The sequence below is a fragment of the Ktedonosporobacter rubrisoli genome (genome assembly GCF_004208415.1).
Lineage (GTDB): Bacteria > Chloroflexota > Ktedonobacteria > Ktedonobacterales > Ktedonobacteraceae > Ktedonosporobacter > Ktedonosporobacter rubrisoli.
Genome location: NZ_CP035758.1, coordinates 4,002,781 through 4,027,775, shown reverse-complemented (window position 1 = coordinate 4,027,775; position 24,995 = coordinate 4,002,781). Strand labels below are relative to the sequence as shown.

The following is a 24,995-nucleotide window of genomic DNA, read 5'->3' as shown; positions in this document are numbered from 1 at the left end:
AGCGTATCGTGTATATTTAATTTATCTGCTTAGAATTCGCAGGACATAACTTTGCGTCACGCTTGCGCTGGTTGCAGATGCCTGGAGGAGGTCCCATGATAATTTTTTTGTTGCAACTCGTACTGATTGCCTGCATCGGTTATCTCTGGGGGTCAATACCGGCTGGTTATTGGATGGGGAAGATTTTGCGGGGTAAGGATTTCGATATACGCGCATATGGCAGCCATAAAATAGGCGCTACCAATGTGCTACGTACCCTGGGGAAAATACCAGCGCTCATTGTCTTTCTCTTTGACCTTACTAAAGGCGTGTTACCAACGCTTCTATCCTTACTGGTTCCCTTTTTTTATGCTGCGGGCTGGGGACCGATGCTAGCCGCTCTGACTGCCTTGTTGGGCCACTGCTTTCCCCTTTTTATCGGCTTTAGAGGAGGGCGAGGAGTGCTGACCGGTAGCGGTGCCCTCCTGCTTATCTCCCCTTTGACCTTTGTGATCGGCTTGATTACAACGCTTGGAACGATTGCCATCTCACGCTATGTCTCGTTGGGCTCAATTGTTGGATGTTTAACCACAATCGTCTGTGGGCTTATTTTCTTCTTCATCGGACTATCTCAGCCAACATTTATTGCTAAGGTCAGCTTGCCTAACCTGATATTTATGCTGATTGGACCAACTTTAGTTATTCTCTTCCATTATGATAATATTGGGCGTTTGCTCAAGGGAACCGAGCGCAAAATTGGGCAAAAGATTTCAACTGTATAAATGATGTAACAGTACTAGAGGCTTACTGGATCGAGCTATAAGGCTGTATTATTAAAGAGCTTACTGAGGCTTATCGCTCTTCCTCTTCTTCTGTATAGCATTATATATGTAACTACCTTCTTACCTGGGGCTCAAGGCTTTCCACATAGCCAAAAAAGGGCTGATGAGGGGCTCAGCTTGGCCCAGCGCTTCCGCTTTCCTTTTCTCCTCGCCACAGTCAGGCAGCCCAAGAACGAGAACTGGAAAGTCCAACAGAGAGGCTAAAGCCTACTTGACAAAGAAAATGGCAGCAAGTAATATCTGTATATATCAATACTTCATAGTTGTTAAGAGACAGAAGAACTCGTTGTGTAGAACTTCCAACTACCATCCCGGCTAGTACCACAGGAAATTGTGGAAGAGAAGATAACCGGAGCAGGCTCTATATTTTTCGTATTACCCAATTAACTTGCACCCATATAGAGCCAGAAGTCATCAGAATACACTCATAATGCCAGAGGACAGTGAAATGAAAAGTCCTGAGCCCTATGAGAGGGCTTAGGGCTTTGTTATTTTTGACTGCTAAAGCGAGGTGCAGCATGCTTGTCCGACAGATACAATTGTTGCCAGACCGTCTAGCTCAACATAAGACCATCCCGATCGTTGAGAATCGCCTCCAATTTATGCAGGTCTTACGCTTACAGCAAGTAAACTCTATCTTATTACGGCATTGCGATTTATTTGATTTTACTCCTTTGTTGGGGCAAGCACATCAACGCAGCCTCGCAATTTATATTAATGTAGACCAGCTGGATGGTATTTATCCCGATGAGGCGGGTCTGGGCCTGCTGGCACAGTATTTTCATGTTGCGGGCATAATGTCTAATAATCCACGTATTTTGGCTCTGGGGAAAGCAATCGGTTTAGAGACTATTCAGCGCATGTTTGCCGTCGATTCAACTGGTTTAGAGACAGCTCTGCAATCAGTTGTTGCGCAGCATGTTGATATGCTCAATATTTCACCGGCTCCAGTCATCCCATACGTTATAAAAAGTTTGTCCAGGCCATTGCCGGTTCCTTTCATTGGCTCTGGCTTATTGCAGACTCGGCAGCAACTACAAGCCGTACTCGATGCCGGAGCCGCAGGCATAGCCGTTGCGCGCTCTGAATTATGGCGCTAATCAGGCGAATACGCCAGGGGCATCCTGGGGGCAATGAAGCTGTGGGCTGGCGGAGCGAGCAGCAACTTTTTTCTGTTTGTGGAGCTAAGGCAAAACGCACATATGGGGGGCCAGAAGCTAAAAGTCTGCGAGTAACCAAGCGTGCTATAGAGACGTGTGGAAAGAAATGAGCCAGGAGCAAGGGAGATCACTGCCCATTTAGAAAAATGTATTGCTCTTGCTGTAGAGACCACACAATCTTCGATAGTTTGTATAGTGCTAAGGTGTAATCGGGTGTTAGTGGTACGCAAGGAGTCGTTATGGCAAGATATGTGCTCGCCCTGGATCAGGGCACTACCAGCTCGCGCGCAATCCTCTTTAACCATGCCGGTGAAATAGCCAGTGTGGCACAACAGGAGTTCCCACAGATTTATCCAGCTCCAGGTTTGGTTGAGCATGATCCCGAGGCAATCTGGTCAAGCCAGCTCTTAGTGGCTCAGGAAACAATGCGAAAAATTGGCGCCTCGGCCGCAGATATAGCCGCGATAGGGATTGCCAATCAGCGGGAGACGACACTTGTCTGGGAGAAAAGCACAGGCAAACCTGTCTATAATGCTATCGTTTGGCAGAGCCGACTTACAGTCCCCATCTGTGACGCGCTAAAAGCTAAAGGCTTCGATAAAGAGATCCGCGAGCGCACAGGCCTGGTAACAGACGCCTATTTCTCAGGAACCAAGGTGAAGTGGATTCTTGATAATGTTCCCGGTGTTCGCGAGAAGGCTGAGCGCGGCGAGGCGCTCTTTGGCAATGTGGATACATTTTTAATGTGGCGCCTTTCCGGGGGACGCCTCCATGTAACCGAACCTTCTAATGCCTCACGCACTCTCCTGTATAACATCTATAAGCAAGATTGGGACGATGTGATCCTTAAAGAGCTCGGTGTGCCGCGTGCGATGTTGCCCCAGGTGATGCCATCGAGTGCCGTGTATGGGGAGACCAATCAAGAGTTTTTGGGAGGAGCAATTAAGCTGGCCGGTGATGCTGGGGATCAGCAGGCCGCAACCTTTGGCCAGGCTTGCTTTGAGGTGGGTATGGCAAAAAATACGTATGGTACCGGCAGCTTTATGTTGATGAATACCGGGAACAGGGCCGTGCCTTCGAAGAGCGGATTGTTGACGACCATTGGCTGGCGAATGGATAACGAGACTGTTTATGCTCTTGAAGGTAGCATCTTCATCACAGGGGCTGCTGTGCAATGGCTGCGTGACGGTCTGAGAGCAATTCAAAGTAGTGCAGATGTCGAGCAACTGGCGGACACGGTTCCTGACAACGGAGGGGTGTATCTGGTTCCTGCCTTTGTTGGGTTAGGTGCGCCGTATTGGGACCCCTATGCCCGCGGCACGATTGTTGGGCTTACCAGAGGGTCTACTCTGGGTCACATGGCGCGTGCAACCCTGGAGGCCATGTGCTATCAGACGCGAGATGTCCTGGAGGCTATGACTGCCGATAGCGGCGTGAGCGTGAAAACTCTGCGCGTGGATGGAGGTGCGGTAGTCAATAACCTGCTCATGCAATTCCAGGCTGATATTCTTGGCGTAGCTGTGCAGCGGCCAAAAATCGCCGAGACCACAGCGTTAGGGGCAGCCTATCTGGCAGGTCTGGCCACCGGCTTTTGGGGGAGTCCGCAAGAAGTAGCTGAGCAATGGGCCGTGGATCGCACATTTGAGCCGCAGATGAGCTCTGAGCGACGCGATAGCCTCTATGCTGGCTGGAAGCGAGCTGTTGAAAGGTCGCGTAATTGGGAGAAAGCTTGAGCTGAGTTTTTCTGGAGTGTGTTTCGCGGAAGCAAACGAATTCTCTGGTACCACAGTAGTGCGTCAAGTTCCGTAGTATGTTACTTGAAACGGTGATTTACGTAGGGTGAAAGCTGTGTAGACGCTACTTTCCAATAATGGAAATGGGGTGAGTACCTATGGCGAGTCAATCAATAAACAGGCCCACAGCCTTAGCAGGCACCTTTGGGGAGCTGATTGCGGAATTCTTTGGCACTCTAGTGCTCCTTCTTTTTGGTGATGGATGCGTAGCAAGTATGATATTCTTTGGACAGTTTGTTTCCTTAAACTGGATGGTGATTGCCTGGGGCTGGGGATTGGCCGTAATGCTGGGTATTTACATCGCGGGAGCCGTAAGTGGAGCTCACATTAATCCGGCCGTAACGCTGGCCTTTGCTGTACGTGGAAAGTTGCCCTGGAGCAAGGTGATTCCTTACTGGGTTGCTCAGGTGCTTGGCGCTTTTATTGCCGCCGCAATCCTCTTCTTTGTTTATCAAGGAGCGCTGGTTAATTATGAGACCATCAACCATATTGTGCGTAATGTGGCCGGTCCACCAGCGAATCCGATCGGCGCAGGTGTCGTGTTCTATACCTACGCGAAACCCTTTGTCGGCGTATTCGGCGCGTTTTGCGATGAATTTGTTGGCACTGCTCTGCTGGTAGGTTTAATCTTTGCCATTGTAGATCTGCGCAACCAGCCAGTTCAGGCCAATCTGAACCCGATGATCATTGGCCTGCTCATCGTGGCAATCGGTCTTTCCTTCGGCCTCAATACCGGATATGCCATCAACCCTGCACGTGATTTTGGCCCTCGCTTGTTTGCGCTTATTGCTGGTTGGGGTCCTGTGGCTATTCCAGGCCCGGGCTTCTACTTCTGGATTCCGATTATTGGGCCGCTGGCAGGAGGGGTCGTAGGTGCCTTAATTTACGATTTCACGGTTCACAAAGTGTTGATAGCCAGAGGTTTGTTGCCTTCCGGTACTTCTGAGGTAAGAGGTGAGGCTGTGCGAGAAGAGCCGGCTGACTGAGCTTCTTTAGTCAAGGTTATGAAAGGATAGGATATATGAGGGTATGCTAGCAGGCTTTTCCCGTGTCGCTGTTATGGCATACCCTTCGTATATCTGCAATAGCATATGTTGCCATTATCATCAACTACACGCGCGCAAAATCTGGCTTTGATGGCACATGAGCAATTTGATGTGCTGGTGATTGGCGGCGGAGTGACAGGCGCTGGTGTAGCCCTGGATGCCGTGATGCGTGGCTATTCCGTAGCTCTTGTGGAGAAGGGCGATTTCGCCAGCGGCACTAGCAGTAAATCGACCAAATTGGTGCATGGCGGAATACGCTATTTGCCCAATTTTGATTTTGCTCTCGTGCGCGAAGCCCTGGTAGAGCGCGGCCTGCTCCTGCAAAATGCCTCTTTTCTTGTGCATCCCCTAGCCTTTGTTTTGCCAATCTATGAAGGAGATCGGCATCCAGTCGGTATACCTTTTACAACTCCTGGCGGCATCGGCATGAGCTGGCTTTTACGTAGCGGGCTTGGCATGTATGATTTGTTGGCAGGCCGGCGTAATGTGCGTATGCATCGGCATATCAGCCGCGAGCAAGTCTTAAAGCTAGCCCCTTTGCTGCTGAGCAATGGGCTGCAGCAAGGTTTCATTTATTATGATGCGCAGACTAACGATGCTCGTCTCACCATCACCCTTTTACGGACGGCGGCGCGTTCTGGGGCCGTCATTGCCAACTATGCTGAAGTCACAGGTTTTGTCGAGGAGCGAGAGAAAGTGCGGGGGCACGGGTCCAAAATCGGCTTGAGGAAGGTGAGCTGATACTGCGGGCCCGCCATATTGTCAATGCAACTGGCGTGTTTTCAGAACAGGTAGAGGCTATGACAGGCCTGGAGCCACAGGTAAGCGTTGAACCAAGCAAGGGTGTGCACCTGGTCCTCTCACGTAAGGATATTGGACTGGGGGACGAGGCGATTGTGCTGCCGGAGACTGACGATAAACGTATTCTTTTTATAGTTCCGTGGGAAACACGTGCGATTTATGGAACGACGGATACCGGCTCGGGAGATCTGAACCACCCAACAGCGAGCAAGGAAGATGTTGCTTATCTTCTTAAGCACCTCAATCGCTACCTATCTGTCAATCTAACCGAGGCTGATATCATCAGTGTCTATGCCGGCTATCGGCCTCTGGTAAGCTCGCGCAGTTCCGAACATTCTACAGCCCGCTTGTCGCGTACGCATGCTGTATTACAGAGCCCAGCGGGGCTAGTTTCTATTGTAGGAGGGAAGCTGACAACATATCGCCGGATGGCTCAGGATACTGTAGATGTATTGAATCGGCGCGATGGGGCACGTCCGCTGCATCCAACGCAGCATCTACCCCTCCTGGGCAGCGCTGGCTGGCCGGCCGCGTATACCGAACTACAGCGCAAAGGCACGGCGCTAGGCCTGGATGCACAGATTATAGAACATCTAGGGATGAGCTATGGCACTGAGGCAAAGGCGCTTCTCTCCATGGTCGAAAACAACGCGGCCTCCGGTGAGAGGCTCATTGCAGATTTGCCCTACATTCGTGCGGAGGTCGCCTATGTCTGCCGTCAGGAAATGGCCATGACGCCCTATGATGTGCTGGGTCGTCGGATGCCAATAGTGCTGGTAGATCAGCAGCGCGGCCTGGGTATAATTGATGAGGTGGTGTCGATAATGGCGCAAGAGCATAACTGGTCGCCTCTACAACAGCAGTCTATGAGTAACGATTATCGCAGCTTGATTGAGAGCCAGATTGCTTGCGAGCAGGCTATGTGATACTCTGATGGAAGGCGAATGAGGCGTCGGATCAGGACCAACCCAGTGCTAACATAAGAGGTTGGTTCTTAATATATCCAAGGGAGGAAAGCACTGTGAAGAAGCTAATCAATAAGCCAGAAGACGTTGTGAAAGAAGCGTTGGCAGGTATGGCCGTTGCTCATCCTGATCTCATTCGCGTAGATATTGAGCAGCAAATCATCATACGCAAAGATGCCCCTATCCAGGGCAAGGTAGGCGTTATTTCGGGTGGTGGCAGTGGACATGAGCCAATGCACGGAGGCTTTGTTGGAGCAGGGATGCTTGATGCAGCCTGTCCCGGCGCCGTTTTTACTTCGCCTGTTCCTGATCAGATGCTTGCAGCGACCAAAGCCGTCAATGGTGGGGTCGGCGTGCTGCATATTGTCAAGAATTATACAGGAGATGTGCTTAACTTCGAGATGGCCGCCGAACTGGCCGATGCCGAGGGGATAAAAGTAGAGAGCGTGGTGACTAATGATGATGTGGCAGTGCAGGATAGCCTCTATACGGCTGGCAGGCGCGGCGTTGGCGTGACAGTCCTGTTAGAGAAGATAGTAGGTGGCCTGGCAGAGACGAAAGCTCCATTGGAGCAGGTGGCTGAGCTGGCGCGCAAAGTGAATAAGCAGGGGCGCAGTATGGGCATGGCTTTGACTCCCTGTACGGTTCCAGCCGCTGGGAAGCCAACCTTTGAGCTTGGTGAGGATGAGATGGAGATTGGCATAGGCATCCATGGCGAGCCAGGGCGCAGGCGCGTAAAGTTGGCTTCGGCCGCCGAAATTACCGAGATGCTAGCCACGCCCATTATTGAAGATCTGGGCCTCAAAGCTGGTGATCAGGTCCTGGCCTTTGTGAATGGGATGGGCGGAACTCCGTTAATCGAGCTATACATTGTCTTTGATGCCTTACAGCGTATCCTCAATGGAAAAAATATTGCCATAGCGCGCTCGCTGGTTGGCAACTACATTACTTCCCTGGAGATGGCAGGCTGCTCAATTACCCTGCTGCGCCTTGATGAAGAGCTGTTTCGCTACTGGGATGCCCCTGTGCATACACCCGCCTTGCGCTGGGGGCGCTAGCCGATGAGCGTTCTTTGGCAATACTACAGTTTATCGCAAGAATGATGTCAGGAAGTGTAAGTATATGACCAACGAAGACATTATGAACTGGCTGACGCGGACCGCTGATGTGTTGCAGGAAAAACGGAGCTATTTAACCGAGCTAGATTCAGCGATTGGCGATGCGGACCATGGCATTAATATGGATCGCGGCTTTAGCGCAGTAAGAGAGAAATTTCCTGCGATGACCTCACAGGATATCGCGGCTAAGCTTAAGACTGTGGGCACAACGCTGGTTTCAACTGTGGGTGGTGCAAGTGGACCCCTTTATGGAACCGCTTATTTGCGAGCTGGTAGCGTCGCGGCTGGTAAGCAGGAACTGAGCTCTGCTGATGTTATAGCCATGCTAGAGGCGTTTTTGGGAGGCGTTATTGCGCGCGGTAAGGCCCAGGTGGGGGAAAAGACCATGATCGATGCTTTAACGCCGGCGCTTACTGCCGCTAAACAGGCGCTTAGCGAGGGTGCAACTCTGGCTGAGATAACTTCGCGGGCCGCTGCCGCTGCTGAGGAAGGTGCGAAAGCTACCATCCCGCTGGTAGCCACCAAGGGTCGTGCCAGCTATCTTGGCGAGCGTAGTGCGGGTCACCAGGACCCGGGCGCAACCTCTAGCTGGTTGATCCTGCGTTCGCTAGCGGAGGCTTGCGAGGGCAAACAATAAGTATCTAAAAAAGGTAGACTTGGAGGAGAAGCAGAGTTTAACGCTTCTCCTCTTTAAGATTTAGCGGATGAGCTGTTCCCGAATATCCGGATTTTGCTTTTTATCGGCGCGGTAGAGCTCCTGATAGGCCTCAGTGACAAACTGACAAATCTCCTGGGGATCATCGGAGACACGTAAGAGCAAGGCATCCTCCTCAGAGATCGCCCCGGCCGTCAACATAGTCTCGTTAAGCCAGGCTGTTAAACCTCCCCAATATTTCGAATTGTAGAGGATGACAGGAAAATGATTGACTTTCCTGGTCTGAATCAGCGTCAAAGCCTCAAAGAGCTCATCCATAGTGCCAAAGCCACCAGGGAAAATCACAAAAGCTTCAGCGTACTTGATGAACATCGTCTTGCGCACGAAAAAGTAGCTAAAGTCAAGAGAGATATCGAGATAAGGATTAGCGCTTTGCTCAAAAGGAAGCTCGATATTGCAGCCAACTGAGCAGGCTCCTTCTTCCTGGGCGCCTTTGTTGGCAGCCTCCATGACTCCGGGACCACCGCCAGTGATGATACCGAAACCGGCCTGTGCTAGCAAGCGTGCGGTCTCTTCGGCAGCCTGATAGGTGGGATCGCCTGGTTTAACCCGAGCTGAGCCAAAAACAGCGACGGAAGGAGGTATATGAGCGAGCGCATCAAAGCCATTGACAAATTCGCTCATAATACGCAGTACCCGCCATGGATCTGTCAGGGTAAAATCGAAGTGCAAGGCTCTGTCGAGAGCATGCTCTTCTTCCCTGACCTGTTCCTGTGGCACCGGCGCTTTAGGGCTAATTAATGGCTGTGTTGGACGACGTAGTAGGCGTTCGTCTTCGGTGACCGGCCCTTGATTCCTGGAAGGGCGATAGCGTGGAGAGGCTTTACCCATCTTTTGACTGCTGCTGGTTACACCATTTTGTTTATGACGATTGTTGGCCCCATTAGAATGTCTTTTATCACTATGATTAGTGTTACTCATAACTTAAGTTCTCTTCCTCTAGTCCTATTATATCACTCCCCGGTCGCTTTTTAAGAACCACTGTGGCCAGTGGCGGGAGTGTCAGGAGTATAGAATGCGGGCAGGATTGCCAGTAGATGGGCCCGCTAGGCATTGGTTGGTTATTGCGTAGACCACTACCACCATAGCGTATATCATCACTGTTAAGAAGTTCATAATATTCGCCGGGAAATGGTACTCCCAGGCGATACCCGTGCCGCGGTACAGGAGTGAAGTTACAGATGAATATCAACGTGTCGGCTGTCTGCTGACTACGGCGTATAAAGGAAACAACGCTATTGTCGGAATCGTGGCAGTCGATCCAGGAGAAGCCTTCCGGCTCGCAGTCAAGCATGCTCAAGGCCGGCTCCTGGCGATAGAGTCGGTTGAGGTCGCGCACAAAATCTTGTAACTGAGCGTGATGAGGATCGCTGGGAGGCGCTAGAAGGTGCCAGTCCAGGCTCTGCGCATAGTTCCATTCTTGCCATTGTCCGAACTCGCCACCCATGAAAAGAAGCTTCTTTCCCGGGTGTCCCCACATATAGCCATAGAAGGCGCGCAGATTGGCGAAACGCTGCCACAGATCACCAGGCATTTTAGTAAGCATAGAACCCTTGAGGTGTACTACCTCGTCGTGGGAAAGCGGTAATACAAAATTTTCGGAATAAGCATACATGAGCGAAAAAGTAATATTGTTGTGGTGATAGCGCCGATGAATCGGGTCAAGATGCATATATTCCAGCATATCGTGCATCCAACCCATATTCCATTTAAAGGTAAAGCCTAAACCTCCAACATACGTAGGACGGGAGACCAGCGGCCAGGCCGACGATTCCTCGGCAACGGTAATTGTGCCGGGCACCTGCCCATAAACTGCTTCATTAAGTTGGCGCAAGAAAGCTACAGCTTCAAGATGCTCTCGACCACCATACTGATTGCTAACCCATTCTCCCGAGTCACGCATATAGTCAAGATAGAGCATAGAGGCCACTGCATCTACACGCAAACCATCTATATGATACTCGCGCAGCCAGAACAAGGCGCTGCCTATCAAGAAGTTACACACTTCGCTGCGCCCGTAGTCAAAGACATAGGTTCCCCAACCTTTATGCTCTCCCTTGCGGGGATCAGAATATTCATAGAGATGCGTGCCGTCGAAGTAGCTCAAGGCGTGCCCATCCTTCGGAAAATGCGAGGGAACCCAATCCAGCAATATGCCAATGCCTTGTTGATGCATATAGTCGATAAAGTACTGGAAATCTTCAGGAGGGCCAAAACGGCTAGTTGGTGCATAATAGCCGGTTGCTTGATAGCCCCAGGAGCCATCATAAGGATACTCGGTGATGGGGAGCAATTCGATATGTGTAAAGCCCATCTCCTTGACGTACGTTGCCAGCGCGTGGGCCAGCTCGCGGTAAGTCATGAAACGGTCTTCTTCAACAGCACCTTCCTTATGACGTTCGGGGATATGGCGCCAGGAGCCCAGATGCACTTCATAAATGGAGATTGGCGAGCTTAAGCGCTGCTGTTGAGCCCGTTGTTGTAGCCACTGCTCATCATGCCAGCGATAATGTTGGATATCAGTAACAATGCTGGCTGTTTGTGGGCGTAGTTCCTCAGCAAAGCCATAGGGATCGGTTTTTTCTACCGCATAGTTGTTAAAGCGAGAGTGAATTGCATATTTATAGAGTGTGCCAGGGCCCAACCCTGGTATAAAGCATTCCCAGACGCCGAGCTCCTTGTGGCGTAGCTGCATCGGTGTCGCACCATGCTGCCAGCCATTGAAATCACCAATGACCGAAACAGCGGCGGCGTTGGGAGCCCAGACGGCAAAGTTAACGCCTGTTATGCCCTCAACCTCGCGCGGATGAGCACCAAATTTCTCATAGATATGGTAATGCTTGCCCTGTCCAAAAAGATAGAGATCAAAATCGCTAAAAAGCGAAGGCACTTCTAGACCGGTTAAGGCATGCTCTGGCTTACTTCCTGGTTGTTGTGGTACACCCATAATAGGATATCCTTAATGTATCAAGACTATCAGGCTATTTGCCCTCTAAGAATAGCATATGCAAGCAAGTCCTGCGCTATCTGCACACGCTGCTGCGGATCTAGCTTTGTGGTCCTTTCATTATACCGAACTCTAAGAAATATACGCACAGCCCTGTAGAAAGGGGGCAAGATATTGCCCAGATAGGAATATATCGACACGGCGCTATCTTCCCACCTTTTCGGGGTGCCTGACGCATCTAAAGACCATGGAAGTGTTGCACGATGGAAATTGCTGCTGATAAATAGTAGCCATGAACCCGTAGCTTTACGTGTAAAAGATAGACCTGGTAAGGCGGTCAGCAGAACTGAATGATGCAGGGAGGAAAATAAGCATGACACTTGATATGCAGCAGATAAAGCAACGCCTGGAGAGCAAGCGCGCTGATTTAAAAAGGCAGATCGGCGACTTGACCGAAGCACATCCAAAGCCTGTCGATCCTATTGAGCTGAGCGAGGGGCCTCAGGAGTTTGAGGAGACGGCAGTAGATTTTCTAGAGACGCAGAAGGAACAGTCGGTGCTCGTCAATGAGCAAGCACTGCTGACCGAAGTAAACGAGGCCCTTAAGCGCATTAAGGATGGAAGCTACGGACGCTGTGTGGTAGATGGAGAGCCTATTCCTGAGAAGAGGCTAGAAGCAATTCCCTGGGCGGCTCGCTGTGCTAAGCATGAGCAAGCCTTGGAAGAGCGCAACCTGAGCGAGGAGGAATTGTACAACGCAGATACGCAGTAATTCTGGAAAATTGGCTGCTATAAAAGCCTTTTCAATTATGGGTAGATCGGGTACAATAGACGTACCTGATCTACTGTTTGCGGAAAGGAAGAAGGGGTTATTGTGATAGCTAAACGGGCTCGTATCTACGATGCATTGGCGTTGCTCACTGTAATTATCGTTGTTGGGTTCGACCAATGGACGAAAGCCCTGGTGGTAGAGAATTTTAGCCCGGCAGAGAGCAAGCCGTTTGTACCTTTGATTGGGCACTATCTGGGGATCTTGTATATTCAGAACAGAGGGGCCGCATTTGGTATGCTGGCCAACAGCGAAGGCAATATTCTTCTTGCTGCCTTAATGATAGTGGCGATTGGGGTCGTACTCTACCTCTACTTCCGTATGCTCAATTCAGGGACGCTGGCTTACAAGCTTATTTTTGGCTTGATTATTGGTGGGGCCCTGGGCAACTTGATTGATAGAGCACATAATGGTGGATACGTAGTTGATTTTCTCTCCTTCCGCATTCCCGAGATTAATTACTACTTTGCGATTTTTAATATTGCAGACGCATGCATTTCCGTGGGGGTCTTCCTTCTCTTTGTATTTGTGCTATTTGGAGGATTTCGCCACGGTGAAGATAATAGAAAAGAGCGTGAAGCTTCGCCACATCCACTGAGCTCTTCTGGACAGAAGAGCGGAGCGTTGCGCACGACTGAGCAAGATGTACAATCCTGATCTGAAATCGAAGAATGAAAACCAGATATGGCAAATAGATGCTGAGCAAGTAGGTCAACGGCTTGATCGCTACCTTGTATCTGTGCTTAGCGATATCTCGCGCACAGGCGTGCAGCAGCTTATCGCTGATGGCCTGATCCTTGTCAATGGGCGGCCAGCTAAGGCCGGTTATTTGCTCAGATTGCATGATGAGATAGAGGCCTTACAAACGGCGCAGCCACAGCAGCCTCTTGATGTGCAGCCGCGCGCTATTCCGCTGGATATTGCCTATGAAGACGATGATCTGCTGGTAGTAAATAAAGCCGCTGGCATGGTTGTGCATCCGGCGCCGGGCCATTATGATGATACGCTGGTCAATGCCTTGCTGGCACGTTATCCACAGCTACAAGCCGTAGAGGGAGATGTGCGACCTGGGATTGTCCATCGCCTGGATAGAGATACCTCGGGGCTGATGCTGGTTGCGAAAAATGTACGCGCCCAGGCGGCGCTGATAGAGCAAATGAAGCGCCACGAAATCATGAAGCGCTATCTGGCCCTGGTTGACGGTAATGTCTCTTTAGATCAAGGAAGCATCGATGCGCCAATTGGCCGCGATCCTCGCCATCGCCAACAAATGGCTGTGACGGCCGTGGGTAGCCGGCAGGCGATCACTCATTTCCGCGTACTGCAGCGCTTTGCGCGTCATACGCTTCTGCTCGTGCAATTAGAAACTGGCCGCACCCATCAGATCCGCGTCCATTTGCAAGCTATTGGCTATCCGATAGTGGGAGATCCAGTTTATGGATCGGGAAATAAGTTACGCGGGATCGCCTTGCAGCGCCAGTTCTTACACTCCTACCAATTAGAGCTTATACATCCTGCTAGCAGACAAAAGTTAGAGATTGAAGCTCCACTTCCAGATGATCTGCAAGCCGTGCTTATGGATGAAAGCGCGCTCTAGCTAGCGGCAGGGACCTGTACAGGATGTTCTTTGCCCGGCAATTTTTCTCTTTCCCCAGACTTTGACATCCTGGCAGTCTTTCGTTATATTCTGATCAGGTCTGATTCGTTGTCATTCAACATACACATATTTGTGCAGGACATAGAAGAGGCAGAGGAACAAAAAAGTGATTGCACATCGTCTGATGAAAATATTAGCCGTGATAACCTCGATCGGCGCATACCTGATGTTGATATTAGGTGTGCTGGTCACGAAGACGGGCTCGGGGCAGGGATGTGGCAATTCCTGGCCGTTTTGTCACGGTGAGATTATCCCTGGTACGATTACCATCGCTGGCGTAGTTGAGTATAGCCATCGAATTATGTCAAGCGCCGATGGTTTTCTTGTGCTCGTGCTAACTATATGCGCCTGGATATTGTATAAGCGAGATTTTCGCGTCAAGCTATTTGCTTTTATGAGCCTGTTCTTTGTGCTTTTACAGGGAGCACTGGGCGCCCTTACCGTGATGTACGAAGGGACGTTTGCGCTGAAATGGCTGCTTTCTATCCATTTTGGCCTTTCCTTAATTGCTTTCGCCAGTGTAATCTTGTTGACTATTCGGCTCTTCCAGATTGATAGGGAGCAAGCAGGAGCGTCTAAGGGGCCGGAAGCAGTACGCAAGTTGCAATACCCTGCATTGGGATTGGCAATCTATACCTATATCGTCGTCTATACTGGAGCGCTAGTTGCGCATACAGGCGCGGTGACGGGGTGTGGCTATCAAATTGCAGGTTGTGGTTCTACTATCTTTCCCAACCTGACCTCGTTGGCTGGCATCCAGGTGCTTCATCGCTATGGTGCTGGCTTACTCTGGCTCCTGGTGCTTGGTTTCCTCATCTTCGCCTTGCGTCAGGCACGCGAGCGGCGTGATGTTGTGCGGGGAGCCTGGTGGGCCTTAATCTTGATTTCCCTGCAGGCAGTCAGCGGGATCATAAACGTTTTAACTATGGGGCAATTGTTGGCGGCGCTTCTGCATACAACACTGATCTCAATCTTCTTCTGTGAACTTTGTTATCTGTGTATGCAAGTTGGTTGGCCCTGGAAAAGGAGAAACCAGGCCGCGCAGAAAGTGGAGGGGAGCAATTGGAGCTCAATACAGTCTCGTAAAGGGAACAGTATCAGATTCTGCTCGCTCTTGTATCTGGTTTGTGATTGTTCGTAAGACGTTGCTATGATGAATATGGCAAAGGACTTCTTGCTGGAAACCTATTGCCATATCTTATATAAAGCGCCCTGTGTGCCTCTAAGGTATGCGGGGCTTACACTATACTAACGTCAGACTAGAGCATTGCGTCATGGTTTATCCGCTATAGTCGCCTTTATGCTGCCGCTCATTCCTATCTACGAGCAACCCGTTTAGGCTACTTCTGGCCTATTTCTTTGCTTAGTTTACAAGCATTCTGTAAAATACTGTCGCTATTATATTATCGTGAGGCGTGGAACGTATGTACTAAATCCATATATGCTCATTGATAAGTAGAAGCGGAAGAGGTTACCGGCGGTTCTATAGCCTTGTGTCTTTATGAAAGATGCATAAGCTTTAGTCTGCTAGGAGAGGAGAAATTTATTAATGCCTGTTTTGGATACAACTGACAAGATTACGCCAAAGAGCGTATTGCGCTATCGACCCATGGGGGAGAGGGTTGCCCCAGCTCGTAAGCGCTCTATCGTTACAACTGCAACCCTACCTGTGGTGCCGCGTGCATCGCGCGCCTATTACCATGCTGATGTGAGCGAGGATACGGAGGAGTGGCTGAGGGATGAGACGGAAGAGGGAATATCTGAAGGTAGCAAGAGGTATACATCGCGTCCTCCCGTGACGGGCGCCAGTGCAGCGCGCCCGAAGCGCAAGGTAAAGCGAAAAATACATCCTGTTCTCTACCTCAGCTCAGGGATGCTGGCTATGCTTATGTTAGGGACAATTGGAAGTGCTGTCTTTGGTTGGTTTAATACAACACTCGATGATCTTCGTTTTGGACGCCCTCGCACGTTTCAAACCGATGCCTGGGTAGGCCACAACGAGCAGAACGGTACACCAAGTCATTTTATTGCTATTAATCTTAATCGCCATATTGAAATTATTGAACTTCCTGGCGGTGACGCTGCCCATGCTCATATCTACGTTGGACCGCAATTATATGCACAAGATGATGATTTGGTGCCTGTAACATTGAGCTTTGCCGATGTAAATGGAGATCATAAGCCCGATATGATCGCTACTTATCAGGGGACGCGGGCCGTATTTATTAATACCGGTGATGGATATCGCCCGTTGTCGGAGGCTGAACGTCCCCAGGTGGAGCAGTTTTTGCAGCACCTGGGACGTTGAATTGCGTGAAAGATAGCTAGAGGCTATTGCTGTAATAGCCTCTGCGCTTCGTTACTTAGCGCGAGTGCGTCTGATGGTTTATATGCTTTGACGGTTTTTCTACGGCATCCTGAGCAGCCTGCGAAAGCACTGCTCCTACAGAGAAACCAACGCGTTTGCGCGCTGGAATAGTAATTTGGGTGCCGCCGCGAATGGATTTTACTTTACGAGCGGCCACATTCCGCAGATTCCAGGTTCCAAAGCCCATCAGGCGTACTTCGTGACCCTGAGCAATACCTTCGCGGACAACTTCGGTGAAAGCATCGATTACTTTGTTTGTCTCTTTGAGGTTAAGGCCAGCTTTTGCCGCAACCTGGTGAATGAGTTCGTCTTTGCCAAGGATCGCGTTGTTCTTTTCAGATGAACTTGATCGCATATATTATGTTGCTCCTTACAATGTGGTGCAGAGGAGTGCATTGCCTCTGACTGTTACTACAACGCGCTTTACCTTCTCTCTGCAAACGTCTTGCCGATTTCGGTTAACAATATACCTTCTTTGCGCGTTGGAATGGTCTCGCCATCCACTTTTAATATACAGAGCCCCACCAAATGCTTTCTTGCTGAAGATGCTGTAAGTTATCTGGCCTGACAATCAAATCAATCTCCTGAATACGCCCTTCCCGAAGTTCACAGCTTATAACTGCATCGATTCTTCCGTAAGCATGAACTAGCATGCCGGGCGCTCCGTTAACGGTTGCAAGCTTCCAACTCCATTCGGTTTCGCGCGAGACTTTTTCGTTGATAGCAAGTAAGTAGCGGGCCACGTCGCTTGATCCATGCAACGGCATTGGCCAGCGCAGTTCGCCACCATCGCAGTAGAGAGTCACATCTTCTGCGAGCAAATCTAGCAGCGCTTGCATATCCCCCTGTGAAGTTGCTTGCAAACAACGTTGTAAGAACTGCTCGTGCAATTCTTTAGAGACAGGATAGCGTGGGCGTTTTGAGGCAAGGTGTTGACGAGCCCGATAGATGATTTGACGACAGCTATGCTCGCTTTTCCCTACCATTCGGGCAATTTCAGCATATTCATAATCAAAGACCTGACGTAACAAAAAGACTGCTCGTTCTAATGGTGTGAGCTGTTCGAGCAGGCGTAGAACTGCAATCGAGAGAGTTTCTGCGATCTCTACCTGCTCCTCAAGATTGGTGCGGACTACCGGCTCTGGGAGCCAGTTGCTTAGCGACGTCTCTCGTTTCACATGTGCTTTGCGTAGATGGTCAAGGCACCAGTTGGTTGCAATTGCGCATAGATAGGAGCGAGGAGAATGGATAGCTTCTTTTTCTTCCTGCTTGAGTGCGTCCTCCCAGCGCAAAAGTGTTTCCTGCACGCAGTCCTCGGCATCCATAATGCTGCCCAGCATGTTATAGGCGAGAGAGAATAAAAGCGGTTGAAAATTGCGAAAGATAGCTTCTGTTTCCATATTTCTGCTAAAACTCCTTGGCCAAATGGGATACTATCACATCTACCTTATTCTGGCCAGTATCAGGCGTGCCGCCTGGGCAGCACTTACCAGGCTGGCGTTTGCGAGGTGATCAACGCTTCCTACCCAATCGCCAGCGATATAGAGATGGTTGGCTGAAGGAACTGTTGGTTCAGGTCGTCCGGCCAGGCCTTTACGTTGGGCTTGAAGCATGTCAGAGGAGACCATAATATGCGGCAAGAATTGCTCTGCTACTAATTCGTCTCTCCAGCCGGGCTGCACTTGATCAAGCCAGGTTTCGAGCTTAGCCCGATCATTATCAGCATTGCCCTTTTCGCCTGGTCCATGATATTTGATCAGATGCAGTAATGCGCCGCCTTCGGGAGCCAGGCGGGCGCGGCGTGCATGGTTAGAATAGAACATTGGGCGCTCGAAATGCAATACAGTAGGGCGCTCAGGATTTGGTAAACGGCGCAAGGCAAGATCCAGACAGGCGGCATACAGCGGAACAGTCTGTGCGGCATAGGAACGCAAGATCTCCTGGGGACCATTTACGACTAATTGAGCAGCTATTTTAGGTTCAAGCGCTAGGATAACCGCTCTGGCTTGAAACGCCTTTCCATTTGTCAGGCGAATCGAATGCTCAGTCTCACCAGTTTCGATAGTGGCTACGCTGGCTCTAGTTTCAAGCTGAGCGCCAGCCGCTGTGGCTGAGTTTTTTAAACCTTCGACCAATGTTTTCCAGCCGCCATCGACGTGGAGGGCGTCAGGGCGCTTCATGACAAGTTCCAGGGTATAGCTCGCATCAAGCAAATGAGGAGCATGCGTGTAGGTTGCCAACCGAGCCATAGCTTCAACAAAACGCCTTACAACTGGATGAGTAATAGATCTATCTAACCAATCTTGCAGGCTTGTTCCGATAAGCTGCTCTGGATGAAGCGCTGTCAGGTTCTTCAAGAGACTGCTAAGTTCGGTGCGACCTTCCTCGTTGAGGAGGGTTGTGGTGCGCAGGTTGGCGGGATTGATTGGCAAAGTATGGAAACTGTTCTGTGTATATGCCTCATATAGCTCTCGTTCAGATGGCTTTCCCCGATAGGGCACGTCAAGTTCACGTAGAATAGCTTGACCCGGGCCTGTCAGATAGAGGGCGTGAATGCCTCGATTGAAGAGAAAGCCGTGCTGCTCTGTAGTGATAGCTCGTCCTCCTAATTGGCTGGCTTTCTCTAGAAGGAGTACTGAGCGTCCACCGCGGGCCAGTATAGTTGCGGCGGTCAGGCCAGCCAGGCCTCCGCCAACAATCACGGCGTCAAAGGATGTGGTAGATACTTCTTGCATAGATAATTTTCCCCTTAATTTTCTCAAACTTGCGTGAAGTTTTCTTCAGCGCGGATACGAGACGGGATTATCTTCATTTTTGTCACCTTTCTTAGCGCAAGGAGCTATTCATGAAAAGGCACAATAAGTATCACTCAATCTGCGCATGTTCTGTATAATCCATATAAATGACTCATGAGGGCATTGTTATTAATTTTTATTTGCGATTAAATAGTTTTTCTGATAGTACTAGGAGCAATATGCTAATTGCCTACTCTGTATGAAATAAGTTACTATAAAGATACAAATACATCTGCTCCCAGACAGAGGAGGTATAAGCCTTGTCATAGTTCTTTGTAACTGATCTGATAACATCAGGTATTTAGGATGCCTGCTTCTCGGACAAGTGCTGCTGTGCTGCAGAGCCAGTTCTTCTCAAAGTGTTTCCTCGTGAGTGGATGGTGTAAGAGAGGGCCGAGCTGGCTTCTTTTTACATTACAATTGGGTCTCCATCGGTAATCGCTCAAATAAATCGGGGAATTCCACTCTCGACCGAAGAGAGTGAGTTGGTCTTATTGCTCATGATGTAGGAATATATTGCCTCATATGCTGTATCGCTAGCTGATCCTTAAGGATCGGTTTTGAGGAGAGAGTTTAAAGGCTCAGCGGGGAGAAAGTAGCCTCTTAAGAGTCTTTTTCAACGATGAAGAAAGAGGATGTTGTGTGAAACAGGTACTGCATCGTATGTTTTTCTGGTTGCTTCGTCTGGTTGGAAGTATAGGTATGCCAGCTTCCTCGCGTTTGGCCTCGCGCTCAAATTCTTCTGCTATACGTATCCTATTGGTTCATCCGGGTCATCTGGGCAGCGTGGTGCTGGCGACCCCGGTGTTGCACGCAATTAAGTTATGCTTGCCCGATTCACATATTAGCCTGCTTGTGGCGCCCTGGGCAAAAGAAGTTGTAGAGCATCATCCAGATGTAGATGAGGTGTTAACCTGTCCCTTTCCAAGTCGCCGCGAGGGAACGCTTCATCCTATTAAAGCGCTGCCCCTTTTATGGCAGACGGGACGCCAGCTTCGGCAAGGACGCTACGATCTAGCTATCAACTTGCGACGTCGTTTCTGGTGGGGAGCGGCACTGCTTTTATTTGCTCATGCTCCTTTGCGCGTTGGCTGGGCCGTACCTGATGCTGAACGATTTTTGACGACAGCTGTTCCTCGGCCACAGCGTCAGCATGTCACTATCTCTTTTCTGATGATTGTAAGTGCAGGATTACAGGCTCTTGGGTATCCTGCGCTGGATGAACCTTATACCGCTGAACGCTATCCGGAAGTTTTTGTTCCTGATGAGCAGGAGCGCCAGTGGGTGGAAACATCATTACAAGATAAGAACATATCTACTGATGAATATGTGGTGATAGTGCATCCAGGTAGTGGTGCAGCAGTAAAGCAATGGAGGTTAGAAGGCTGGATCTCCTGTATTTCGCAGATCTACCAGGCCATGTCGGCTACCTCTCCTGTTCAGTTTATTCTAACCGGTTCTGCTCACGAACGGCCGCTCTTGGAGAAGATCCGTCAGGGAACAGAGGCGCCGACGACTATTATTCCTACCTCGACTACTGGCCAACTGGCTGCATTATTACAAAGGGCTGATCTGGTGTTGGGTGTGGATAGTGGTCCATTGCACCTGGCTGTCGCGGTGGGTACTCCGACAGTAAGAATCTTTGGGCCTACTGATCCTCAGACCTATGGTCCCTGGGGAAAGGTAGAGCAGCATACAGTAATTACTTCGACTTCACGTTGTGCAAGCTGTGTGGAGATGCCCTGTAATCGGCTGGATATTCCGCTTTCTCAGTTGGCGAAGCATGATTGCACGCAACGTGTTCCAGAAGGGCCAGTGGTGGCGGCGACGCTTAAGCAGATCGGCTGGCACGAAGAAAAGGCATGTCAATATCCCCGCGTTCACGCGGAGGCTTCCACAGGTCTTGATTGATTAATCCAGGTATTTCGTTTCGCGGGTCACGATAAGATGCTGGTATTCTGCCGCAAAGATCAGGAAATGAAGGCCTGAACCCTTTAGCAGGTAGAGCGGGTGTGTTTACCTCTTGTATGCACCTGGCTCTGCTCTATCCCGCCAGATCTGTGCCTGGCAATGATATACGGCAAGTTCTAGAGCCTGGGAGGTCACGCTATGCCCAAAAAGTTGGAAACTCGCTCTAGACAGCCGTATTGTTGGATAGTGCAATCTTAGCATTAGAAAATATCCTCTAACTTATGTATAGCTGTATGTTCTGATGTGTTTTCATCGCTGAGATTATTTTCTTTGTCTCTAGCTAGCATATTGAGCGCATGTACAAGATCTGGACCAGTTGAACGCAGCTCTGCCAGCGCGATAGAAGAAAGCTTTAGGAGGATTTCCTCCCCTTTAGTGGTCAGGTGAACAATTACGCGGCGCTGATCTTTTTCATCCCGCTGGCGTGCAACGAAGCCTCGATCTACCATTCTGCTCACAAGCTCAACTGCACTGTGATGCTGGATTTGCAGCCGCTCAGCCAGTTCTCCTATGGTAGCCTGTTTGCCAAGAGGAAGGCCTTTAATAGCGAGAAGCAATTGATGTTGTTGTGGTTCAAGGCCGGCGGTACGGGCCATCTGTTCGCTAAAGTGGTGGAAACGGCGAATCTGGTAACGAAATTCGGCCAGTGCGCGGTAATCTGCGAGAGGAATTTCATTTTTGGTATTCATCAACATACATCTCCTGTTCTTTTTGAAGTCTGCCTGACAGGTTGATTGATAGCTGCTTCGCTGATAACAACTGCTAATGACTGGCACGCGGGCAAAATTTATAATAAATATATCGTAACACGATATAACTGGCAAGCAAGAGCAAAACTAACAAAATTTATAATAAATATATCGTAATACGACATATCTGGCAAGCAAAAGCAAAACTATAGGAATAGGCATGCTGCTATAACGCGTGAGAGAAGTATTTCTCTAGTTGCATGTTGCATCTGGTATAGCAAACAATCTTCTCTGCGTCAAGCATTGATGGCCTGAATTTACTGAGAGGCGCATTTTCTTTCTCGGCCTGGCGTGGCTTGAGCGCTTAGAGAGAGGTCTTGCCAATGCTGAACTCATTTTTTCCCCTTCTCTGTAAGGCCGCTTAGCAGGCGGATTAAATGGTTCTGTACTAAGCCTTGAGAGCGCCTTGACAGGCCAATGGGAAAATGTTACCTTCGTTTGTGATGTCTGATGTGTTATAAGACTGGTTATTTTTCTGATAGAGGTACGCTATTATGCCACGAATGCGTTTGCGCGATCTTGGGATTAGGATTGGGCGCTTCCCAACAGGTGTTTTCAATGCTATTACTGATGTGCCAGGTATCCTGGTTGGACATAAGACGCTTATTCATGATGAGCCGCGTGTGGCGCGCACTGGCGTTACAATGATCGTGCCTCGCAATGGAGAGATCTGGCAGGATCACGCATTTGCTGGCTATTTCTCTTTTAATGGCTGTGGTGAAATGAGTGGAGTACAATGGGTCGAAGAGTCGGGCAAGATTCACACGCCGATCGGTATTACCAATACTAACAGCGTGGGCACGGTGCGTGATGCAATTGCGGCCTATCCAGCTGAACGGAGAGATAAAAATTTAGCTCCAGCGGCAGCTGCGGCAACCTGGGATGGAACGCTTCCTGTTGCCGCCGAGACCTGGGACGGCTGGCTTAGCGATATCAATGCTTTTCATATAGCCAAAGAGCATGTATTTGAGGCTTTGGAGTCAGCGCAGAGCGGCCCGGTGGCCGAGGGGAATGTTGGCGGAGGGACAGGGATGATCTGCCATGAGTTTAAGGGGGGAATAGGAACCTCCTCGCGGCTTGTAGAATGCCCAGCCGGCCAATATACAGTAGGGGCGCTGGTGCAGGCTAATTATGGAGATCGTCACCTGCTACGCGTCAATGGAGTAGCTGTGGGACGCGAGCTCGGTTTCGAGCACGTCCCGAGTCCCTGGATAGAGCAGCCCAAAGGTGGTTCGATCATTGTAATTGTGGCGACAGATGCTCCTTTGCTCCCCGTACAGTGCAAGCGACTTGCCAGGCGCGCAACCGTGGGTTTAGCACGCGTGGGAGGAGTTGGTAGTGACGGCAGCGGAGATATTTTTCTGGCCTTTGCGACTGGCAATCATTTGCCCTATAAAAGCGGGGCTATTCATGATGTAAAGATGCTTTCCCATGATCAGTTAACGCTGTTTTTTGAAGCGACCGCAGAGGCAGTTGAGGAAGCTATCCTTAATGTATTAACCTCGGCCGAGACGATGACTGGCTGGCGAGGAAGAACAGCTTACGCTTTGCCCCTGGATGAGTTGCGGCGGGTAATGGGGATCTAGCAGCTTCGCGGAGAGATAAGGCCAGATTTGAAAAGATCTGGCCTTAGGATTGTTTATGCTTTATCTTCAGCTACTTCTTGCGAAGGACTGCGCTTATTGCTCACTCTCGTCTTGAGCTGCGATAAACACAGGAGTAGCCGATAGCGAGAGGTAGAGCGAGCCTGCCTGTAGCTTTAACGGAAGCTCATTGCCAAACACATCTATCGCTTGCGCCCTGGATGCGGGCCAGGGCCAGGTAAAAGGGGTTGGCGGTTCATCTTCTCCTGAGAAGGCATCGCGGCGTTCCCAGCTAATGAGAAGTGGGCTGCGTTCTTTCCGCTGGACGGCGAAGAGATAGATGTCCGGCTGCTCGGGTACTTCAATACGCTGGATGTGTTCAAGGCCCGCAAGTATATGTACCATGCGACGAAACGTTTCTGCGGCCGGATAGGGCTGCTTGAAGATCCCTTTCTCATAGTCCACAAGTTTGTATTTGTCAAAGAGCAAATGCATCATATTATGCGGATCAACTTTCTCGTTGGCAAGATTCCAACAGAAGAGTTTGCACACTCCGGCAGAGAGCGCCAGCACACTACGTATCACCAACTCGCGACAGTTAATGCGCTGGCGTTTCTGTTCCAATTCAGGAGAGCAACCTTCCATAAACATCTGAGCCTGGGGCGGAAGGTCGGCCATCTGTGCATAAAGCTCGGCAATGGCTTCGCTCTGGATAGCCTGAGCCAGGGTATCTCTGTGTGGGTTTGCATATATGCTCTCGAATAAGCGCTGCATAATTGGCAAATTTTCGGCGAAATTGAAGAAACTGGGTCCGTTGTATTCGCCTATAACTATCGGCTTCTTGTAGCCCAGGGCCAGCATTTTCTGGCGGACAGCCAGGATATTTGCCGGAATTGCATAGAGCTCTCCGTAGGCATGGAGGTCAAAGATATCAAAGTAGGCTGCACTTTCGCGCAACAGATGATCAAAAAAGGCTTGCTCTGTCTGGGCATCGGGATGCTCAGCATCCGCGGGGATATGAAAGTTATCAACGGCGCCGGCCAGAATTACCCTTGCCGTAGGATCGACCTGCTTTACCGCCTGAGAGAAGATTTTAAGATGTTGTGCATACTCCTGGGCAGTACCTTCCCAGAGCAGGGGATTAGTCGGCTCGTTTTCGCATTGCCAGTAGCTGATGCGTCCCTGACAATGCGAGACGAGGGCGGTCACAAAGCGCTGATACTCGTCCGGATCGCGTGCAGGGGAGGGCGGTTGAAAATTGGTGGCGTGCCTGCTGGCCCATAAAGAACTTGCGTTGAGAGTAATCCATACTTCGTCATGGGGCTCCAGTTGGGCCAGAAGCGTATCGAGTGCGTCCCAGACGAAGTGATCCCGCTCAGGCTCTAGCTGGCTCCAGAAAAGAAAGAGCCTGACGAGATGGGCCCCCAGTTGGTGAACCTGGGGCATGAAAACATCGGCCTTTGCGCCGAGATGGCCATAGAGCGGTCCGCGCACGATACCAAAGAGCGAATCCTTGATGAGATGCATATCTGTTCCATCTCCCTGATTAGCGATGCTATATCGACTCAAAGTTATACTCCTGCGTTTAGCTTACATACTTAAGTTCGTTCAAGTACTTGCTGAAGTATAGAAGAAAATGGAGTGGCGCTACATCCACCTGGATGGGTGGTTAAGTGG

General features: G+C 50.1%; 22 protein-coding genes. 15 read left to right on the top strand and 7 right to left on the bottom strand.

The genetic code is table 11. The features are described 5' to 3' along the window. The first annotated feature begins 95 nt into the window (after positions 1 to 95). The 8 genes from plsY to dhaL all read left to right on the top strand — a co-directional run bounded on the left by plsY (position 96) and on the right by dhaL (position 8,341). Positions 96 to 761 (top strand): glycerol-3-phosphate 1-O-acyltransferase PlsY, encoded by a 666-nt coding sequence (gene plsY, locus EPA93_RS17835; RefSeq protein WP_129888806.1) that lies wholly within the window; start codon positions 96 to 98, stop codon positions 759 to 761. A 578-nt stretch (positions 762 to 1,339) separates the two neighbouring features. Beyond that, positions 1,340 to 1,921, top strand: a complete 582-nt coding sequence (locus tag EPA93_RS17830; protein ID WP_165423221.1) for a glycerol-3-phosphate responsive antiterminator — start codon at positions 1,340 to 1,342, stop codon at positions 1,919 to 1,921. A gap of 299 nt (positions 1,922 to 2,220) precedes the next feature. Beyond that, a complete protein-coding gene (gene glpK / locus EPA93_RS17825) occupies positions 2,221 to 3,714 on the top strand; it encodes a glycerol kinase GlpK (protein WP_129888804.1) in 1,494 nt (497 codons plus the stop codon). Between the two features lie 158 nt (positions 3,715 to 3,872). Further along, positions 3,873 to 4,760 carry an MIP/aquaporin family protein gene (locus tag EPA93_RS17820; protein WP_129888803.1) on the top strand — a complete coding sequence of 296 codons (888 nt, stop codon included), beginning with the start codon at positions 3,873 to 3,875 and terminating at the stop codon, positions 4,758 to 4,760. Positions 4,761 to 4,865: 105 nt separating this feature from the next. Next, on the top strand, positions 4,866 to 5,561 hold the full coding sequence (locus EPA93_RS17815; RefSeq protein ID WP_129888802.1) for an FAD-dependent oxidoreductase: 696 nt from the start codon (positions 4,866 to 4,868) through the stop codon (positions 5,559 to 5,561). After that, positions 5,558 to 6,547 carry a glycerol-3-phosphate dehydrogenase/oxidase gene (locus EPA93_RS17810; protein WP_340689248.1) on the top strand — a complete coding sequence of 330 codons (990 nt, stop codon included), beginning with the start codon at positions 5,558 to 5,560 and terminating at the stop codon, positions 6,545 to 6,547. The genes EPA93_RS17815 and EPA93_RS17810 overlap by 4 nt, the downstream gene beginning before the upstream one ends. A gap of 95 nt (positions 6,548 to 6,642) precedes the next feature. Further along, positions 6,643 to 7,644: a dihydroxyacetone kinase subunit DhaK gene (gene dhaK, locus EPA93_RS17805; RefSeq protein WP_129888800.1), complete on the top strand. Its 1,002-nt coding sequence runs from the start codon at positions 6,643 to 6,645 to the stop codon at positions 7,642 to 7,644. Positions 7,645 to 7,708: 64 nt separating this feature from the next. Next, complete coding sequence (gene dhaL / locus EPA93_RS17800) at positions 7,709 to 8,341, top strand: dihydroxyacetone kinase subunit DhaL (RefSeq protein WP_129888799.1); 633 nt, start codon at positions 7,709 to 7,711, stop codon at positions 8,339 to 8,341. A gap of 60 nt (positions 8,342 to 8,401) precedes the next feature. On the opposite strand, the gene EPA93_RS17795 is transcribed toward dhaL, so the two are convergent. Both EPA93_RS17795 and glgB read right to left on the bottom strand, forming a co-directional pair. After that, positions 8,402 to 9,340 carry an LOG family protein gene (locus EPA93_RS17795; protein WP_129888798.1) on the bottom strand — a complete coding sequence of 313 codons (939 nt, stop codon included), beginning with the start codon at positions 9,338 to 9,340 and terminating at the stop codon, positions 8,402 to 8,404. Beyond that, a complete protein-coding gene (glgB, locus tag EPA93_RS17790; RefSeq protein ID WP_129888797.1) occupies positions 9,333 to 11,366 on the bottom strand; it encodes a 1,4-alpha-glucan branching protein GlgB in 2,034 nt (677 codons plus the stop codon). Before glgB ends, EPA93_RS17795 begins: the two co-directional genes overlap by 8 nt. A 373-nt stretch (positions 11,367 to 11,739) precedes the next feature. On the opposite strand from glgB, the gene EPA93_RS17785 reads away from it, so the two are divergent. The 5 genes from EPA93_RS17785 to EPA93_RS17765 all read left to right on the top strand — a co-directional run bounded on the left by EPA93_RS17785 (position 11,740) and on the right by EPA93_RS17765 (position 16,160). Next, on the top strand, positions 11,740 to 12,138 hold the full coding sequence (locus tag EPA93_RS17785; protein WP_129888796.1) for a TraR/DksA family transcriptional regulator: 399 nt from the start codon (positions 11,740 to 11,742) through the stop codon (positions 12,136 to 12,138). Between the two features lie 102 nt (positions 12,139 to 12,240). Continuing rightward, positions 12,241 to 12,852 carry a signal peptidase II gene (gene lspA, locus EPA93_RS17780; RefSeq protein ID WP_165423220.1) on the top strand — a complete coding sequence of 204 codons (612 nt, stop codon included), beginning with the start codon at positions 12,241 to 12,243 and terminating at the stop codon, positions 12,850 to 12,852. Further along, positions 12,839 to 13,792, top strand: a complete 954-nt coding sequence (locus tag EPA93_RS17775; RefSeq protein WP_129888794.1) for an RluA family pseudouridine synthase — start codon at positions 12,839 to 12,841, stop codon at positions 13,790 to 13,792. Before lspA ends, EPA93_RS17775 begins: the two co-directional genes overlap by 14 nt. Positions 13,793 to 13,958: 166 nt before the next feature. Then, complete coding sequence (locus tag EPA93_RS17770) at positions 13,959 to 14,993, top strand: COX15/CtaA family protein (RefSeq protein ID WP_129888793.1); 1,035 nt, start codon at positions 13,959 to 13,961, stop codon at positions 14,991 to 14,993. Between the two features lie 408 nt (positions 14,994 to 15,401). Beyond that, positions 15,402 to 16,160, top strand: coding sequence for an FG-GAP repeat domain-containing protein (locus tag EPA93_RS17765; RefSeq protein ID WP_129888792.1), 759 nt, complete (start codon positions 15,402 to 15,404; stop codon positions 16,158 to 16,160). Between the two features lie 55 nt (positions 16,161 to 16,215). On the opposite strand, the gene EPA93_RS17760 is transcribed toward EPA93_RS17765, so the two are convergent. The 3 genes from EPA93_RS17760 to EPA93_RS17750 all read right to left on the bottom strand — a co-directional run bounded on the left by EPA93_RS17760 (position 16,216) and on the right by EPA93_RS17750 (position 18,955). Then, a complete protein-coding gene (locus EPA93_RS17760) occupies positions 16,216 to 16,575 on the bottom strand; it encodes an HU family DNA-binding protein (RefSeq protein WP_129888791.1) in 360 nt (119 codons plus the stop codon). A gap of 151 nt (positions 16,576 to 16,726) precedes the next feature. After that, the gene (sigJ, locus tag EPA93_RS17755; protein ID WP_129888790.1) at positions 16,727 to 17,620 is read right to left on the bottom strand and encodes an RNA polymerase sigma factor SigJ; all 894 of its coding nucleotides are present in this window, start codon (positions 17,618 to 17,620) and stop codon (positions 16,727 to 16,729) included. Positions 17,621 to 17,662: 42 nt separating this feature from the next. Then, on the bottom strand, positions 17,663 to 18,955 hold the full coding sequence (locus tag EPA93_RS17750; protein ID WP_129888789.1) for a phytoene desaturase family protein: 1,293 nt from the start codon (positions 18,953 to 18,955) through the stop codon (positions 17,663 to 17,665). Between the two features lie 702 nt (positions 18,956 to 19,657). Here EPA93_RS17750 and EPA93_RS17745 point away from each other — a divergent pair. Then, positions 19,658 to 20,926, top strand: a complete 1,269-nt coding sequence (locus EPA93_RS17745) for a glycosyltransferase family 9 protein (RefSeq protein WP_129888788.1) — start codon at positions 19,658 to 19,660, stop codon at positions 20,924 to 20,926. A 260-nt stretch (positions 20,927 to 21,186) separates the two neighbouring features. Here EPA93_RS17745 and EPA93_RS17740 read toward each other — a convergent pair whose 3' ends face one another. Then, a complete protein-coding gene (locus EPA93_RS17740; protein WP_242527434.1) occupies positions 21,187 to 21,675 on the bottom strand; it encodes a MarR family winged helix-turn-helix transcriptional regulator in 489 nt (162 codons plus the stop codon). A gap of 554 nt (positions 21,676 to 22,229) precedes the next feature. Here EPA93_RS17740 and EPA93_RS17735 point away from each other — a divergent pair. Then, on the top strand, positions 22,230 to 23,321 hold the full coding sequence (locus EPA93_RS17735; protein ID WP_129888786.1) for a DmpA family aminopeptidase: 1,092 nt from the start codon (positions 22,230 to 22,232) through the stop codon (positions 23,319 to 23,321). Between the two features lie 93 nt (positions 23,322 to 23,414). Here the strand turns inward: EPA93_RS17735 and EPA93_RS17730 are convergent, their stop codons facing one another. Beyond that, positions 23,415 to 24,887, bottom strand: coding sequence for a glycoside hydrolase family protein (locus EPA93_RS17730; RefSeq protein ID WP_129888785.1), 1,473 nt, complete (start codon positions 24,885 to 24,887; stop codon positions 23,415 to 23,417). Between the last annotated feature and the right edge of the window lie 108 nt (positions 24,888 to 24,995).